Raw genomic sequence first — 15156 nt, 5'->3', positions numbered from 1 at the left:
GCCCTCGTGGCGGAGCCACGTGGGCGGTTCGGCAACGCGGCGAGCGTGCGTGCCAGGCGTCGCGGGGCAGGCGGGAATTGTCAGACAGGCCCTAGCGGTCTTCCCCGCCCGGGAGCGAGCCCAGCCAGTCGATCAGGCGGGCTCCCTCCTTCGTCATGACCTCCGGGTCGCGCAGGGCGTTGGCCAGCAGTGACATGCCCTGGTACGCGCCCACCAGCGTCAGTGCGAGGCCGTCCGGGTCGGGCAGGGCCAGTTCCCGGAACTGTCCTGCCACCCAGTCGAGGAGCCGCCTGATGACCTTCCCGGCCTCGGCGTCGAGGCCGCCCTCCGAGCGCTTGTCCAGTTCCGTGGCCAGCGTTCCGGTGGGGCAGCCGAAGCGGGCCGCCAGTTCGCGCTGCTCCACCCAGCCGCGCACCAGCGCCACGAGGCGCTCGCGGGGGTCGGGGACCCGTTCCAGCTGGTCGACCAGGGTATCGAGTTGGCGGGAGTGCTCGTCGAGTGCGGCGGCGACCAGATCGTCCTTGGTCTTGAAGTAGTAGTAGACGTTCCCGGTCGGCACGTCGGCGGCGCGGGCGATGTCGGCGATCGTGGTCCGCTCGACGCCCTGCCGGTGCACCACCTCGGCCGCCGCGGCCATCAGCCGCCGCCGTTTGGCTCCGGCGGCCTTCACCCTCGGATTCTGCCTCGAAGTCTGTGAGTCAGTCACCCGACTCACTTTAGAGGGCGATCCGTGCTACGGTCGTCGCGTCGAAGTGAGTCAGTCAGCTAACTAACTTTTGGGGGATCAGATGATCGTTGTGACGGGTGCGACGGGCAACGTCGGCCGGACGCTGGTACGGCTGCTGGTGGGGGCGGGGGAGCGGGTGACCGGGGTCGCCCGCCGGATCACCGAGGCGGACGTCCCGCCGGGGGTGCGGGCGGTGGCCGCCGAGCTGGGGGATGCCGAGAGTCTGCGCCCCGCCCTCGAAGGCGCCGAGGCCGTGTTCCTGCTGGTGGCGGGGGAAGACCCGCAAGGCGTCGTGGGTGCGGCCAAGGCGGCGGGGGTGCGGAGGCTGGTGCTGCTCTCCAGTCAGGGGGCCGGCACCCGCCCTCAGGTCTACGCGCACGCGGCCGGCTTCGAGGCGGCCGTGCGGGAATCGGGCCTGGAGTGGACGATCCTGCGCTCTGGCGGCCTGGCGTCGAACGCCTTCGCCTGGGCCGAGCCGGTACGCGTCCATCGCACCGCCGCGGCGCCCTTCGGGGGCGTGGGTCTGCCCTTCGTCGACCCTGACGACGTGGCGGCGGTGGGGGCGGCGGTCCTCCGCGGGGCCGGTCACATTGGAGCCACCTACACCCTCACCGGCCCCGCGCCCACGACCCCGCGCGAGCGGGCGGGCGCCCTCGCGGCGGCGCTCGGCGAGCCGGTCCGGTTCGTGGAGCAGACGCGGGAGGAGGCCGAGGCGCAGATGGCCGCGTTCATGCCGCCGCCGGTGGTGACGGGCACGCTGGCCCTGCTCGGCGCCCCCATGCCGGAGGAACAGCAGGTCAGCCCGGATGTGGAGCGGGTCCTTGGGCGGGCCCCGCGTGCCTTCGCCCAGTGGGCGGAGCGGAACGTCGGGGCGTTCCGGTGAGCCGTGAGTGGGTGTAACTGAGCCGACTTCGATACGAGACGTCCAGTTCATCCGTACGAAACGTCCGTACCGCCTCATATCGGCTGACCCGCTGTTCACGGGTTTGGCTCGATTTATATGCAAGGCGGGTGATCGCATGCGTACGGGACGCGGACTGCGAGTGCTGTCGGTCTACGAGGGCTTCTTCTCCGGAGGGGCCCGGATCGTGCACAGCGATGTCGTACTGGGGCTGGCGGAGGGCGGCCAGGACCACCGGGTACTCAGCATCCACGGCGAGGTGCACCGGGAGGCGACCCGGCAGCGGATGCGGGACGACGCCTGCTACCGGTCGCTGACGGCAGCCGGGGTGGGTGTCGGCACCCTGGGGCGCGGCCAGGCCGGTTCGGACGATCGTCCGGCTGTTTTCAGCGGGCCCGAACTGGCCGATACGGCCCGGGCGATGGCGGCGGCCGACGTGATCCTCTCCCTCAAGGAGCAGCCGCTCGCGCTGCTGAACCAGGGCGGGCTGCCCCGCCGGCCGGTCGTGGTCTGTCTGCACCGCTCCGACCCCGAGAACCAGGGGGCCGCCCTGGACGAGCTGAAGGCCGCCATCGCCGACGGCACGGTGGTGGCGTGCGTGTGCTGCGCGGAGTCGACGCGGGCGGCGTACCGGGACGCCGGGATACCGGCCGGGCTGCTGCACGTCATCCCCAACGGGGTGGACCTGTTCCGGTTCCGCCCGGACCCGGCCCGGCGGCTGGCCCTGCGTACGGCGCTCGGCATACCCGGCACGGCGCCGGTCGTCGTCTTCGCCGCCCGGTACGCCGCGATGAAGAACGTCCCGCTCTTCCTGCGGGCGGCGCGGGCCTGGCTGGGGCGTGAGGGCGGGGGCCATGTGCTGATGTGCGGGGCGGGGATGACGTCCGGGAACCCGGCGCTGGCGGCCGACATCGAGGCCGCCTTCGGGGAGCGGGGTGCGTCCCTCGCCGAGCGGGTGCATCTGCTGGGGGTACGGGGCGACATGGAAGCGGTGTACGCGGCCGCCGACGTGGTCGCCCTCACCTCCTCCTCCGGTGAGGCGGCACCGCTCTGCCTCATCGAGGGCATGATGTGCGGGGCCGTCCCCGTGACGACCGACGTCGGGGACAGCGCGGCCCTGGTCTCCGGCCACGGCGTCGTCACCCCGGCCGATCCCGAGGCCATCGCCCAGGCCTGGTCGGGCGCGGTCGCGGGCCGCGCCGGCTTCGCCCCGGCGCTGCTGCGGAGCCGTGAGCGCTTCAGCCGTACCCGGATGATCGCGTCGTACGCCGCACTGCTGGAGCGGGTCCACTCCTCCCACGTCGGCGCGCCGGCCGACGGACTCCGCCCGGACCTGCTCGGCGGCGCCTGGGAGAAGTAGAAGAGGTGGAGAGGCAGGGGTAGCGGGTGCGCCGCCCCCGCTACCGGGGGAGGACGACGACATACGCGGCCGGGTCCCGGTCCGCCGCGGCCATCAGGGCTGTGCGGATGATCGTCGCCTGCTGTTCCATCGAGTTCCGGAGCTTCCGCGGGGTGATGTGGACGACCGTGATGCCCAGCCGCTCCAGGTGCTCCCGCTTGCGGGCGTACTCGGACCACATCGCGTCCTCCTCCTGCCGCGGGGCCCGCGTGTCCAGTTCCACCGCGACCGCCTGCTCGGGCCAGTAGGCGTCCAGACCGCCGAGGTGCGGGCCGCCGGGGAGGCGGAGGTCGACGTTCCAGACGGGGTCGGGGAGGCCGTACTTGTGCACCATCCGGTACAGGCGGCCTTCCGCGACCGCCCGGCCCTCCGCCAGCAGCGAGTCCACGGCGTCCACCACGTGCGGGCGGGTCAGGAGCTTCGCCCGGGTCAACTCCCGTACCACGGCCGCCGGTTCGCAGTGGCCCGCGCGTACCGCCTCGGTCAGCAGCCGGCGGACCGCCGTCGCGTCCGCGAGCCCGGCCACCGCGTCCGCCAGCGCCCGCGGCACCGGTGCCACCGGCAGGCCCGTCACCTGGCGGGGAGCGGGCAGGTCGGCCGTGCGGACGACGTGGACGTAGCTCGCGGAACGCAGCCGGCGCAGCCGCGGGACCAGTACGTCGATGTACTCCAGGGACGGCAGCACAGGCGCCGACGTGAAGCCGTGCAGCGTCAGGGCGGCCAGGCCCGTGATCATCGCGTCCGCGTACACCGGGCGGTGCGGGGTGCCCGCGCTGGGCTGCTCGGGCACCGCGGGCGGCCCGGACGCCGGCTCCTTCGCCGCGTACATCAGGGCCGCGTGCAGGCGCTCCTCGCTGGTCGGCGGGCCGGGGTGGAGCAGGGTGACGCCGGGCAGGAGTTGCTGCCAGGGGCCGCCGGGGCGGCACTGGTCGCTCAGTTCGGCGGCGGTGACGCCGTGGGAGCGGAGCTGGGCCGCGGTCATCACGCGGCGGTGCACCTCGGAGAGGTGGCGGAGGGGGCGGGGGGAGAGCGGGGTGTTGTGCGTCATGCCGACCCGATTCCCGTGTCCGAACCGTCCCCTAACCGCTGTTACATGCCTGTCGATAAATACGGACAAGCCGGTACTAAAGGACGGATGTTCGGGTGCCGAGTAGGCAGGGAAAACCCCTGGTCCGTTCGGGTGCGGACCAGGGGTTACGGCTCCTATTGCCTGAATTCCGTAACGGTCACAGATCAACCGATCTCAGGCCAAAGGTCGGGCTCAGGCCACGGCCTCCCGCGCGTCGCACGCCTGCCCCCGCAGCCCCCGCGCCAGATCGTCCCGCGCCTCCAGCACCAGCCGGCGCAGCGCGGGCGCCGCGTCCGGGTGCGCCGCCAGCCAGGCGTCCGCCGCCTCCAGCGTCTGGGGTGAGTCCTGGAACGAGGGGAACAGGCCCCGGACCACGTCCATGCCGATCTGGATGGACCGCTCGCTCCACACCCGCTCGATCGCCGCGAAGTACTTCGGCGCGTACGGCGCCGTCAGCTCCCGCTGCGAGGCCTGCGCGAAGCCCGCGATGGTGGCCTCCACCAACGCGTTGGACAGCGCGTCGGACTCCACGACCTGGGACCACGCCTGCGCCTTCACCGCCGCCGACGGACGGGCGGCCAGGCAGCGGACCTGGTGGCGCTTGCCGGACGCCGTGTCGTCACGGGCCAGTTCGGCCGCCACCACGGATTCGTCCGCCACGCCGTGCGCGGCGAGCGGCTCCAGGAACGCCCAGCGCAGCTCCTGGTCCACGTCCAGCCCTTCGATCCCCTCGGTGCCGTCCAGCAGATCCTTGAGCAGCGCCAGATGGTCCTCGCCGGTGGCCGCCGACGCGAAGAACCGCGCCCACGCCAGCTGGTGCTCGCTGCCCGCCTCGGCCCGCCGCAGCTCCCGCAGGGCACCCTCGGAGAGCAGCCGCTCGCCGCTCTCCCGCCAGTCCGGGGCCACGTAGTGCACCAGCGCCGACTCGGCCCACGCGTGCAGCATCTGCACCACGCCGATCTCGGACTCCCGGCCCGCGAAGCGCAGCACCAGGCCGACGAACTCCCGGGCCGGGAGCAGCGCGTCCCGGGTCAGGTTCCACAGGGCCGACCAGCACAGCGCGCGGGCCAGCGGGTCGGTGATCGCGCCGAGGTGCTCCCGCAGGGTGGCCAGCGAGGTCTCGTCGAAGCGGATCTTGCAGTAGGTGAGGTCGTCGTCGTTGACCAGCACGAGCTCCGGTGCGTCCGCGCCCGACAGCTCCGCGATCACCGTCCGCGCCCCCTCGACGTCCGCCTCCACGCGCGCGTACCGCTCCAGCGCCCCCTCGGGCGTACGCCGGTACAGGCCCACCGCCACCCGGTGCGGGCGCAGCTCCGGGTGTGACTCGGGCGCCTCCTGGAGTACGGCCAGCTCGGCGATCCGGCCCGCCTCGTCCAGCAGCACCTGCGGGGTGAGCGAGTTGACCCCGGCCGTCTGGAGCCAGGAGCGCGCCCAGCCGGTCAGGTCCCGGCCGCTGGTCTCCTCCAGGACCGACAGCAGGTCGCCGAGGCGCGTGTTGCCGTAGGCGTTGCGCTTGAAGTAGCGGCGGGCGCCCTCCAGGAAGGCGTCCTGGCCGACGTACGCCACCAGCTGCTTCAGCACGGAGGCGCCCTTGGCGTAGGTGATGCCGTCGAAGTTGAGCTTGGCGTCCTGGAGGTCGCGGATGTCGGCGGTGACGGGGTGGGTGGAGGGCAGCTGGTCGGCGCGGTAGGCCCAGGCCTTGCGGCGGTTGGCGAAGGTGATCCACGCGTCGCTGAAGCGGGTCGCGCCGACGTTCGCGAACGTGCCCATGAAGTCCGCGAAGGACTCCTTGAGCCACAGGTCGTCCCACCACTCCATGGTGACCAGGTCACCGAACCACATGTGGGCCATCTCGTGCAGGATGACGTTGGCCCGGCTCTCGTACGACGCCTGCGTCACCTTCCCGCGGAAGATGTACTCCTCGCGGAAGGTCACCAGCCCCGGGTTCTCCATCGCGCCGAGGTTGTACTCGGGGACAAACGCCTGGTCGTACTTCCCGAAGGGGTACGGGTAGTCGAAGTGGTCGTGGAAGAAGTCCAGGCCCTGCTTGGTGATCAGGAAGACGTCGTCGGCCTCGAAGTAGGGGGCGAGGCCCTTGCGGCACATGGCGCCGAGCGGGATCTCCAGCCGGGAGCCGTCCTCGAAGGTGCGCGTGTAGAGTTCCGTGACGTAGTGGTACGGGCCCGCGACGACGCAGGTGATGTAGGTCGAGATCGGCTTCGTCTCCGCGAACCGCCAGACACCGTCGGCCAGTTCACCGGCGCCGTTGCTCCACACCGTCCAGCCCTCCGGCGCCCGCACCTCGAAGCGGAAGGGGGCCTTGAGGTCGGGCTGCTCGAAGTTCGCGAAGACGCGGCGGGAGTCGGCCGGCTCGTACTGGGTGTAGAGGTAGACCTCGCCGTCCTCGGGGTCGACGAAGCGGTGCATGCCCTCGCCGGTGCGGGAGTACGCGCACTGGGCGTCGACGGTCAGCTCGTTCTCGGCGGCCAGGTCCTCCAGGGCGATCCGGGAGCCGTCGAAGACCTCGCCCGGGTCCAGATCCTTCCCGTTGAGTGTGACGGCGGTCACGCTCGGGGCGATCAGGTCGGCGAAGGTCGACGCTCCCGGTTCGCTGCACCGGAACCGGATGGTGGTGACCGAGCGGAAGGCGCGCGGCTCGCCGTTGCCGCCACCGACCGCGGACCGCAGGTCCAGGGACACCTCGTACCCGTCGACGGACAGCAGGGCGGCCCGCTCCCGGGCCTCGTCGCGGGACAGATTCTCACCGGGCACGGGCGGCAACTCCCTCATCGTCGGGGTAGGTCTGAACAGGACCGATCCTGCCATGCGCCCCTGACGCGGGACAGCGGGAATGAGCGCGGTGATCCTGGTGTTGCCGCTGGAAACGACCCGTTTTCCGAGGAGAGCCATGTCCGAGACCACGACCGCCTCCGGCAAGACCCCCGTCGACTTCTGGTTCGACCCGCTGTGCCCCTGGGCCTGGATGACCTCCCGTTGGGTGCTGGAAGTGGAGAAGGTCCGGGACATCGAGGTCCGCTGGCACATCATGAGCCTGGCCGTGCTGAACGAGAACCGGCTCGACGAGCTGCCCGAGGAGTACCGGGAGATGCTCGCCACCAAGGCGTGGAAGCCGGTACGGGTGGTGACCGCGGCCTGGCAGAAGCACGGCGCCGACGTCCTCGGCCCCCTCTACACCGCGCTCGGCACCCGCTTCCACAACAACGGCGAGGGCCCGACCCTCGAGGCGATCGCGGGTGCCCTCGCGGACGCCGGCCTGCCCGCCGACCTCATCGAGTACGCCGAGCAGAAGGACTTCGAGTTCGACGCCGAGCTGCGCGCCTCCCACAAGGAGGGCATCGAGAAGGTCGGCCAGGACGTCGGCACCCCGGTCATCGCGGTCCCGGGCCCCGACGGCGAGCAGATCGCGTTCTTCGGCCCCGTCGTCACCCCCGCCCCCAAGGGCGAGGAAGCCGCCCGCCTCTGGGACGGCACCCTCGCGGTCGCCTCGGTCCCCGGCTTCTACGAGATCAAGCGGACCCGGACCAAGGGACCCGACTTCAGCAACCTCTGATCCTCGATGCCTGATGCCTGACCCTCACGCCTCCTCGGGAGGGGGGAACCAGCCGCCGTCGGTCCAGTTCCAGCTGCGCTGGTAGCGGCGGCAGCCCTCCCGGGTGCAGCGCACGTAGGCGTCGGGCGCGTGGTTCGGTTTCTCCTTGCGGACGTACTCCTTCTCCTCGTCGGTGAGCGGGCGGAACGCCTGCAGCGGGCCGCCGCAACTCGGGCATCGCTTGTACTCCATGTACCGCCTTCCTTAGGGGTCCTTGCACTATGAGCGCGCGACCCGGGCGGGCATAGTGCAAGGACCCCTTAAGGGATGCCGGGCCGGGCCGCGGTCACCGCCGCGCCCGGGTCCTGGCCTCCGCCAGCCGTTCCAGGTGCTCCTCGTAGCCCTTGGCGTAGTACACCGCCCGGTCCGCGTCCGGCTCCACCACGAGGGTCGGCCGGGTCCAGGTGTCCGGGTCCAGGGCCACCCCGTACCGTTCGGCGGCCGCCAGCACCGCGCCCCGGGCGCCCACCTCGCCCTCGACCACGCGTAACGGGCGGCCCAGCACATCGGCCAGCAGCCGCGTCCAGGCGGGGCTGCGGGTGCCGCCGCCGCACACCGCCAGGGTCCCCGTCAGACCGGCCGCGGCCAGGCAGTTCCGGGCCGCGTAGCCGATGCCCTCGCAGGTCGCGCGGACCAGGTCGGCGGGGGTGGACTCCAGGCAGATGCCGGTGAGTTCGGCCCGCAGCCGGGGCTCGACGAAGGGGGCGCGTTCGCCGGAGGGCGCGAAGTAGGGCAGGACGCGGACACCGTGGGCGCCGGGCGGGGTGTCGGCCAGCAGGGCGTCGACCTCGTCGTGGCGCACGCCCGTCGTGGACAGCACCCAGTCCAGGGCCGCCGTGCCGACCATCGCGGGCATCGCGCGCAGCCGGTGGCCCGGGCGGTCGGTGGAGATGTACAGGCCGGCCGGCTCACCCGTCAGGTCCAGCTCGGCGGTGGCGACCAGGGCGGCCAGGCAGGTGCCGACGATCAGCAGGCCGTCGCCGGGCCGGGTGACTCCCGCGCCGAGCGCGCAGGCGGGCAGGTCGTACGGGCCGTTCGCGAGCGGTGTGCCGGGCGGCAGTCCCTCGCCGTGCGCCTCGCCGGTCGCCACCGGGTCGCTGACCGGGGCGAGCAGGCGCCTGCGGTGGGTCAGCCCCAGCAGCTCGACGACCCGGTTGTCGTAGGACCGGGTGCGCGGGTCGAGGAACGGCATCGACGCGTCCGACACGTCCGTCGCCGCCCGGGCCGCGCCCGTCAGGCGCTGGAACACCATGTCCTTGCAGTAGACGGCCGCCGTCGCCGCGTCCAGCGACCCCGGCTCGTACCGGTCGAACCAGGCCAGCAGCGGCCCCGGACACCCCGGGAACATGGCGCCGCCCGTGCGCCGGAACACGGTCTCGAACGTCCCGTCGGCCAGCCACTGGTCGAGCAGTTCGTGCGCCCGGCCGTCCATCCAGGAAGCCGCGGGCCGCACCGGCCGCCCCTCGGCGTCGACCAGCCACACCCCGTCGCCCTGCCCGGTCAGCCCGGCCAGCTCCACCCGGTCCGGCACCCGCGCGGTCAGCGCGCCGAGCACGGCGACGACCGCCCCGTACACCTCCGCCATGTCCTGCTCCACCCGCCCCTCGCGCAGATCGAGGCCCACCGGGCGGGCCTCGACGGCCAGTTGGCGTCCCGTCGCGTCGAACGCGGCGGCCTTCACCATGGACGTGCCCACATCGATCCCGACGTACATGCCACCTCCCGGTACGACCATCAAGTCAGGCAGTGAGCCAGCGGCTCCCCGCGCACCCAGCGCCCCACCTCCGCCGCCGCGATCCGCGCGGCCTTCTCCGCCACCGCCCGGCTGGCCCCACCCAGATGCGGGGTCAGGACGACCCGTTCCGCCAGCCCCGTCAGCCGCGCGTCCGGCGGCAACGGCTCGACCGCGTAAGTGTCGAGGGCCGCCGCCGACAGCCGCCCGCTCTCCAGCGCGTCGCACAGCGCGGCCTCGTCGAGGAGCGGGCCGCGCGCCGCGTTCACCACCACCGCGCCGGGCGGCAGCAGCGCCAGCTCACGGGCGCCGATCAGCCCGCGCGTCTCCTCGGTGAGCCGGGCGTGCAGGGTGATCACCCGGGAGCGGCGCAGCAGGTCGTCCAGGGAGGCAAGGCGCAGCCCGTGGACCTCCCCGCGGACATACGGGTCGTACACCATCACCCGCGCCCCGAAGGCGCACAGCACCCGCGCGACCCGGCTGCCCACCGCCCCGTACCCGACCAGGCCTACGGGCAGGTCCTCCAGCTCCAGGCCGCTGTGCTCGTACGTGTAGTAGGCCGCCCCGGCCCAACTGCCCTGCCGCGCCAGCAGATCGTGGGCTTGCGGGATGCGGCGCAGCGCGGCGAGGAGCAGGCCGACGGTGAACTCGGCGGTGGCGGCGGCGTTGCGGCCGGGCGCGAAGCACACCCGGACGTCGTGCGCCCTGGCCGCGTCCAGGTTGACGTTGACCGGGCCGCCCCGGCAGACCACGACCAGCCGCAGCCGGGGGCAGGCGTCGAGGACGCGCGCGGTGACGGGACCCATCTGGGTCACCAGCACCTCGGCGTCCGCGAGCGCGCCGATCAGCTTCTCCTCGGCGTCGCTCGCCTCGCTCACCTCGGCGACCGGGCCGAACGGTTCGAGGGGCCAGCCGAGGGTCAACTCCCCGACATCGCAGGGCGCTTCGTGGGCCAGCGCCTCCGTGATGAGCGACGGCAGGACGAAGTGGTCGCCGGCGGCCACGACACGCACACTGCGGGCGGAGGTCATCGCAGGGATTCTCCCGTCTCGGCGTCGAAGACATGGGTGAGTCCGGGCGCCACCCGGACCCGGTCGTCGTGCGCGAGGCGCACCTCGGGGCCGGTGAGGACGACGAGGGGGTGTTCCACCCCGTCTAGGGCGAGGGTGGCGATCCCCGATTCGAGGAGCGGTTCATGGGCCACCACGCGGGCGGGGATGCCGTCCGCACCCGTCAGTTCGAGGTCCTCGGGGCGGATCCCGACGACCACCGCGCGGCCCTCGGCCACCGGCACCGGCAACGCGATCCGCACGGTGCCGGAGAGGCGGGCGTGGCCGTCGGACGTGGCGATGCCGGGCAGCAGGTTGATCGCGGGCTCGCCGACGAAGTCCGCGACGAAGGCGGTGGCGGGACTGTCGTAGATCTCGAAGGGCGTGCCGAGCTGCTGGATCACGCCGTCCTTCATCACCGCGATCCGGTCGGCGAGGGAGAGGGCCTCCTCCTGGTCGTGGGTGACCAGGATGGTGGTGTGCCCCAGGTCCCGCTGGATCCGCTTGAGTTCGCGGCGCGTGGTGTCGCGCTGGGCGGCGTCCAGATGGGAGAGCGGCTCGTCGAGGAGCAGCACGTCCGGCTCGCGGATCAGGGCGCGGGCCAGCGACACCCGCTGCTTCTGCCCGCTGGACAGCCCGGCCGGACGGGCGTCGAGTATGCCGGTGAGGCCGACCCGTTCGGCGATCTCGGCGACCCTGCGGTCGACTTCCGCCGCGGAACCCCGGGCCACCCGCCGGCGCGCCCGCAGCCCGAACGCCAGGTTCTCCGCCACCGTCAGCGGCGGATACAGCGCGTAGTTCTCGAACGCCACCCCGATGTTCCGCTCCTGCGCGGGCCGGCGCACCACAGACGCGCCCCCGACCAGAATGTCCCCGCCGGTCACCGTCTCCAGCCCGGCGATCATCCGCAGGGTCGTCGACTTGCCGCACCCGGACGGGCCGAGCAGCCCGAGCAGCTCCCCGGAACCGAGCCCCAGATCGATGCCGCGTACGGCGTCCACCGCCGGCCGGCCCCGCGCCCGGTAGGTCTTGCGCAGTTCACGTAACTCAAGTCCCGTCATGGCCGCCCTTCGTCACGCACACCTCGTAACGGACCTTGTGCTCGTCCAGGTCCCGCAGCGCCTCCCGCGACGCCCCGTCGTCGACGAGGAGCAGGTCGAAGCGGGAGAGCGGGACGACCCGGTGCAGGGCGACCCGGCCCAGCTTGGTGTGGTCGACCAGCAGGACGTTCCGCGCTGCCGCGTCGAGCATCGCCCGCTTCACGGACACGATGTGCTGCTCCTGGTGGTAGGCGTACCCCCCGTGCACGGCCGACGTGGACGCGAAGCAGACGTCCACCCGCAACTGCCCGACCGCCTCCACGCACGACACCCCCAGGAACGACGAGTGCAGCGGGTCGTAGTCGCCGCCCAGCGCCATCAGGTGGATGCCCCGCTGGTCCGACAGTAGGCTGATCGCCTCCAGGAAGTTGGTGACGACCGTGAGCGGGGTGATCTCGCCGAGCCGGAGGCGGCGGGCTATCTCAAGGGTGGAGGTGGAGTCGTCCAGCAGGATCGCCATGCCGGGCTCTATGTGCTTCAGCGCCTGCTCGGCGACGGCGGCCTTCTGCGCCCGCATGGTCTTCAGCCGGTACTGGACGTTCGACTCGAAGACACCCGACGGCTGTGCGGTCACCCCGCCCCTGAACTTCCTTACGATCCCCTGCCGTTCGAGCTCGTCGAGATCCCGGTGGATGGTCATCAGGCTCACCCCGAACCGCTCGGCCAGCTCGGCCGCCGTCGCCGAGCCGTCGGCCAGCACCCGCTCGGCCATGGCGGCCTGGCGGGCCGCGGGACCCTGCTGCGCTCCGCTTGCACCACTGCTGCTCATCACGTGCTTGTCCCGATCCGTCGTCCTGGGCGCTCCGGCCGGTCGGCCTCGAACAGCAGCAGGTTCTCAGGCCGCACCGTCAGCCGCACCGGATCGTCGGGGCGCAGGCGCGCCGCGTCGCCGCGCGGGGCCACCAGCGACACGTGCCGCTCGCCCTCGCCCAGCCGGACGGTCACCTCGACGGACCGGCCCAGCACCTCGGTGACGTACACGGTGCCGGTGAGCTCGTGGCCGTCGCCGCTCAGCGTGAGGTCGCGGGGGCGTACGCCGACCAGGACCTCGGTCCCCGGGGACGCCTCCGCCCGGACCGGCAGTTCGACCCCGCCGTCCGACCGCACCCCGCTCTCCGTCACCACCCCCGGCAGCAGATTGATCCGGGGCCGCCCGAACGCCCGCGCCACCTCCGTGTCGCAGGGCCGGTACCAGATGTCCTCCCGGGTCCCGGTCTGCACGATCCGCCCGTCCCGGATGACCCCGATCCGGTCGCCGAGCGCCAGCGCCTCCACCGAGTCGTGGGTGACGTACAGCGTGGTCGTGCGCCGCACCGCCCCGATCGCCTTCAGCTCGGCCCGCATCTGCTGCCGCAGCTTGGCGTCCAGGTGGGAGAGGGGCTCGTCGAGGAGGAAGGCGCGGGCGGGCCGGACCAGCACCCGGCCGAGGGCCACGCGCTGCCGCTGCCCGTTGGACAGCCGGCCCACCGGGCGGTCCAGCAGGGCGCCGATGCCCAGCAGTTCGGCGGTGGCGCCGACCTGCTCGCGGGCCTCGGCGGCGGGCAGCCGGTGCCGGGGGGAGCGCAGCGGGGAGACGAGGTTGTCGTACACCGAGCGGTGCGGGTAGAGGGCGTAGCTCTCGAAGCACATGGCCACGCCCCGGTCGTAGGGCTCGACTCCCCGCATGTCCTCGCCGTCGATCTCGACCGTGCCGGAGTCGGGCTGTTCGAGACCGGCGACGGTCTTCAGGGTCGTGGTCTTGCCCGCCCCGGAGGGGCCGAGGAGGCAGAAGAACTCCCCCTCCTCGACGTCCAGTTCGAGGCCGTCGAGGGCGGTGGTCCGTCCGTAGGCCTTGCGGATGCCGTGCAGCCCGATCACGACTTCACCGCCCCGAAGGACAGTCCCCGCACCAAGTAGCGCTGGATGGTCAGCGCCAGCAGCAGCGGCGGTACGACGGACACCAGCGCGGCGGCGGCCGTGAGGTTGTACTTGGGCCGGTCGCCGCCGAGGAAGGACAGTGCGCCCACGGTCACCGTCTGCGCCTCGTTGGAGGTGAGGATGAGCGGGAAGACGAAGTTGTTCCAGGCGAAGATGAACGCCAGCAGCGACACGGCCGCGATCCCCGGCTTGACCAGGGGAAGGGCGACCCGGAAGAACGCCTGCTTGCGCGTGTAGCCGTCGAGCAGGGCCGCCTGCTCCAACTCCGGGGTCAGATCGGCGAAGTACGACCGCATGATCCACACGATCAGCGGCAGGGTGACCAGTTGCAGCACCCACACCATGCCGACGTACGTGTCGAACAGCCCGAGCTTCTGGTACAGCACGAACAGCGGGATGATCACCGTCAGTTCGGGGGCGAACCGGAACGACAGCAGCGTGAACATCAGGTTCTCCGAACCCTTGAACCGCCAGCGCGCCGAGGCGTACGCCGCAGGCAGGCCGACGACGAGCGACAGGACGACCGCGCCCACCGACACCACCAGGCTGTTGACGAAGAACCGCACGAACGGGATGCCCTCGCTGTCGCCGAGGACGGTCCGGTAGCCGTCCAGCGTCGGCGAGAAGGAGAAATAGGTGCTGAAGAGCTGGTCCGCCGGCTTCAGCGACAGGATCACCATCCAGGCGACGGGGAACAGCGCGAAGACGAAGTAGAGGATGAGAGCGGCGTCCGCCAGCCATCCCAACAGGCGCTTCTTGTAGGTCATTTCACCTCCGCCGCCCGCCGCTGGATCCGCCCCAGATGCCGCACCAGCACCATCGCGGCCAGATACACCACGGCCCACAGCACGATCGTGTAGCTGATCCCGAAGCTGTACCGCTGGAAGCGGATCGCCTCCAGGTATGCCCGGATCTGGAGGACCACCGTCGAGTCGCCCGGCCCGCCCTCCGTCAGGGCGTAGATGATGTCGAACACCTTCAGCGAGTCCATGAACCGGAAGATCACCGCGACCAGCACGTACGGCCACAGCATCGGCAGGGTCAGCCGCCGGAAGGTGTACCACCAGCGGGCGCCGTCGACGGCCGCCGCCTCGAAGGGAGACACGGGCAGGGACCGCAGCCCGGCCAGGGCGAGGATCGCCACGAACGGGGTGTAGACCCAGACGTCCACCGCGATGGACGAAAGCAGCGCCCCGGTCGGGGTGTCCGTCCACTGAACTCCCCCAAGACCGAAGGGTTTCAGCAGGTGGTTGACGACCCCCACGGACGGCTGGAGCATCAGCTTCCACATGATCGCCGCGATCACCGGGGCGATCATCAGGGGCAGGATCAGGATCTTCTCCAGGATCCGGCCGACGAGCGAGGACCGGTGCAGCAGCAGGGCGACCGTCACCCCGAGCACGGTCTCCACGGCGGCGGCGCCGACCGCGTACAGCACCGTCACCCAGGCCGAGTTCCAGAAGGCGTCCTGCGTGAAGACCGTCTCGTAGTTGTGGAGGCGGACCATGTCCGGCTGCGGCTTGCTCGCCGAGAAGTCGAACAGCGTGTAGTAGAGCCCGAGTCCGAAGGGGTAGAGGATCCCGCAGGTCAGCAGCAGTGCCGGGACGATCAGGAAGTACGGCCGGAGAGTGCGCCGCCAGCCCATCCGTTCC

Annotated in this window: 14 protein-coding genes; 3 read left to right on the top strand and 11 right to left on the bottom strand. The window is 72.0% G+C overall.

Annotated features, from left to right (window positions below; translation table 11 throughout):
- Positions 1 to 91 precede the first annotated feature (91 nt).
- Positions 92 to 637, bottom strand: coding sequence for a TetR/AcrR family transcriptional regulator (locus tag ACH45E_RS34360; RefSeq protein WP_361453413.1), 546 nt, complete (start codon positions 635 to 637; stop codon positions 92 to 94).
- A 151-nt stretch (positions 638 to 788) separates the two neighbouring features.
- On the opposite strand from ACH45E_RS34360, the gene ACH45E_RS34355 reads away from it, so the two are divergent.
- Positions 789 to 1610, top strand: coding sequence for an NAD(P)H-binding protein (locus ACH45E_RS34355; protein ID WP_361453311.1), 822 nt, complete (start codon positions 789 to 791; stop codon positions 1608 to 1610).
- Between the two features lie 160 nt (positions 1611 to 1770).
- Complete coding sequence (locus tag ACH45E_RS34350) at positions 1771 to 2988, top strand: glycosyltransferase (protein ID WP_361453416.1); 1218 nt, start codon at positions 1771 to 1773, stop codon at positions 2986 to 2988.
- A 40-nt stretch (positions 2989 to 3028) separates the two neighbouring features.
- On the opposite strand, the gene ACH45E_RS34345 is transcribed toward ACH45E_RS34350, so the two are convergent.
- Together ACH45E_RS34345 and pepN are read right to left on the bottom strand one after the other, a co-directional pair.
- Positions 3029 to 4075: a hypothetical protein gene (locus ACH45E_RS34345; protein WP_361453314.1), complete on the bottom strand. Its 1047-nt coding sequence runs from the start codon at positions 4073 to 4075 to the stop codon at positions 3029 to 3031.
- A 213-nt stretch (positions 4076 to 4288) separates the two neighbouring features.
- Complete coding sequence (pepN, locus tag ACH45E_RS34340; protein WP_361453317.1) at positions 4289 to 6868, bottom strand: aminopeptidase N; 2580 nt, start codon at positions 6866 to 6868, stop codon at positions 4289 to 4291.
- Between the two features lie 136 nt (positions 6869 to 7004).
- Here pepN and ACH45E_RS34335 point away from each other — a divergent pair, with 136 nt between their 5' ends.
- Positions 7005 to 7667, top strand: a complete 663-nt coding sequence (locus ACH45E_RS34335; RefSeq protein ID WP_361453320.1) for a DsbA family protein — start codon at positions 7005 to 7007, stop codon at positions 7665 to 7667.
- 24 nt (positions 7668 to 7691) lie between these two features.
- Here ACH45E_RS34335 and ACH45E_RS34330 read toward each other — a convergent pair whose 3' ends face one another.
- The 8 genes from ACH45E_RS34330 to ACH45E_RS34295 form a co-directional block, all read right to left on the bottom strand.
- Entirely contained in the window at positions 7692 to 7898 is a 207-nt protein-coding gene (locus ACH45E_RS34330; RefSeq protein ID WP_361453323.1) for a hypothetical protein, read from the bottom strand.
- Positions 7899 to 7992: 94 nt separating this feature from the next.
- A complete protein-coding gene (locus ACH45E_RS34325) occupies positions 7993 to 9420 on the bottom strand; it encodes an FGGY-family carbohydrate kinase (RefSeq protein ID WP_361453326.1) in 1428 nt (475 codons plus the stop codon).
- A gap of 20 nt (positions 9421 to 9440) precedes the next feature.
- On the bottom strand, positions 9441 to 10469 hold the full coding sequence (locus tag ACH45E_RS34320) for a 2-hydroxyacid dehydrogenase (RefSeq protein WP_361453329.1): 1029 nt from the start codon (positions 10467 to 10469) through the stop codon (positions 9441 to 9443).
- Positions 10466 to 11548 (bottom strand): ABC transporter ATP-binding protein, encoded by a 1083-nt coding sequence (locus ACH45E_RS34315; protein WP_361453332.1) that lies wholly within the window; start codon positions 11546 to 11548, stop codon positions 10466 to 10468. The genes ACH45E_RS34320 and ACH45E_RS34315 overlap by 4 nt, the downstream gene beginning before the upstream one ends.
- A complete protein-coding gene (locus tag ACH45E_RS34310) occupies positions 11535 to 12356 on the bottom strand; it encodes a DeoR/GlpR family DNA-binding transcription regulator (RefSeq protein WP_361453335.1) in 822 nt (273 codons plus the stop codon). Before ACH45E_RS34310 ends, ACH45E_RS34315 begins: the two co-directional genes overlap by 14 nt.
- A complete protein-coding gene (locus ACH45E_RS34305; protein ID WP_361453338.1) occupies positions 12356 to 13444 on the bottom strand; it encodes an ABC transporter ATP-binding protein in 1089 nt (362 codons plus the stop codon). Before ACH45E_RS34305 ends, ACH45E_RS34310 begins: the two co-directional genes overlap by 1 nt.
- Positions 13441 to 14271, bottom strand: coding sequence for a carbohydrate ABC transporter permease (locus ACH45E_RS34300; protein WP_361453341.1), 831 nt, complete (start codon positions 14269 to 14271; stop codon positions 13441 to 13443). Before ACH45E_RS34300 ends, ACH45E_RS34305 begins: the two co-directional genes overlap by 4 nt.
- Complete coding sequence (locus ACH45E_RS34295; RefSeq protein WP_361453344.1) at positions 14268 to 15149, bottom strand: sugar ABC transporter permease; 882 nt, start codon at positions 15147 to 15149, stop codon at positions 14268 to 14270. Before ACH45E_RS34295 ends, ACH45E_RS34300 begins: the two co-directional genes overlap by 4 nt.
- Positions 15150 to 15156: the final 7 nt, after the last annotated feature.

This window comes from Streptomyces sp. NPDC020299 (assembly GCF_044387825.1).
Lineage (GTDB): Bacteria > Actinomycetota > Actinomycetes > Streptomycetales > Streptomycetaceae > Streptomyces.
This window is presented reverse-complemented; position numbering and strand designations above follow the sequence as displayed.

Excerpts from the sequence above, each read along its gene's own strand:
- ACH45E_RS34345 (WP_361453314.1), bottom strand. The coding sequence starts at position 4,075 with ATGACGCACAACACCCCGCTCTCCCCCCGCCCCCTCCGCCACCTCTCC.
- ACH45E_RS34335 (WP_361453320.1), top strand. The coding sequence starts at position 7,005 with ATGTCCGAGACCACGACCGCCTCCGGCAAGACCCCCGTCGACTTCTGG.
- ACH45E_RS34360 (WP_361453413.1), bottom strand. The coding sequence starts at position 637 with ATGGCCGCGGCGGCCGAGGTGGTGCACCGGCAGGGCGTCGAGCGGACC.
- ACH45E_RS34315 (WP_361453332.1), bottom strand. The coding sequence starts at position 11,548 with ATGACGGGACTTGAGTTACGTGAACTGCGCAAGACCTACCGGGCGCGG.
- ACH45E_RS34310 (WP_361453335.1), bottom strand. The coding sequence starts at position 12,356 with ATGAGCAGCAGTGGTGCAAGCGGAGCGCAGCAGGGTCCCGCGGCCCGC.
- ACH45E_RS34295 (WP_361453344.1), bottom strand. The coding sequence starts at position 15,149 with ATGGGCTGGCGGCGCACTCTCCGGCCGTACTTCCTGATCGTCCCGGCA.
- ACH45E_RS34355 (WP_361453311.1), top strand. The coding sequence starts at position 789 with ATGATCGTTGTGACGGGTGCGACGGGCAACGTCGGCCGGACGCTGGTA.
- ACH45E_RS34330 (WP_361453323.1), bottom strand. The coding sequence starts at position 7,898 with ATGGAGTACAAGCGATGCCCGAGTTGCGGCGGCCCGCTGCAGGCGTTC.
- ACH45E_RS34320 (WP_361453329.1), bottom strand. The coding sequence starts at position 10,469 with ATGACCTCCGCCCGCAGTGTGCGTGTCGTGGCCGCCGGCGACCACTTC.
- ACH45E_RS34300 (WP_361453341.1), bottom strand. The coding sequence starts at position 14,271 with ATGACCTACAAGAAGCGCCTGTTGGGATGGCTGGCGGACGCCGCTCTC.
- ACH45E_RS34325 (WP_361453326.1), bottom strand. The coding sequence starts at position 9,420 with ATGTACGTCGGGATCGATGTGGGCACGTCCATGGTGAAGGCCGCCGCG.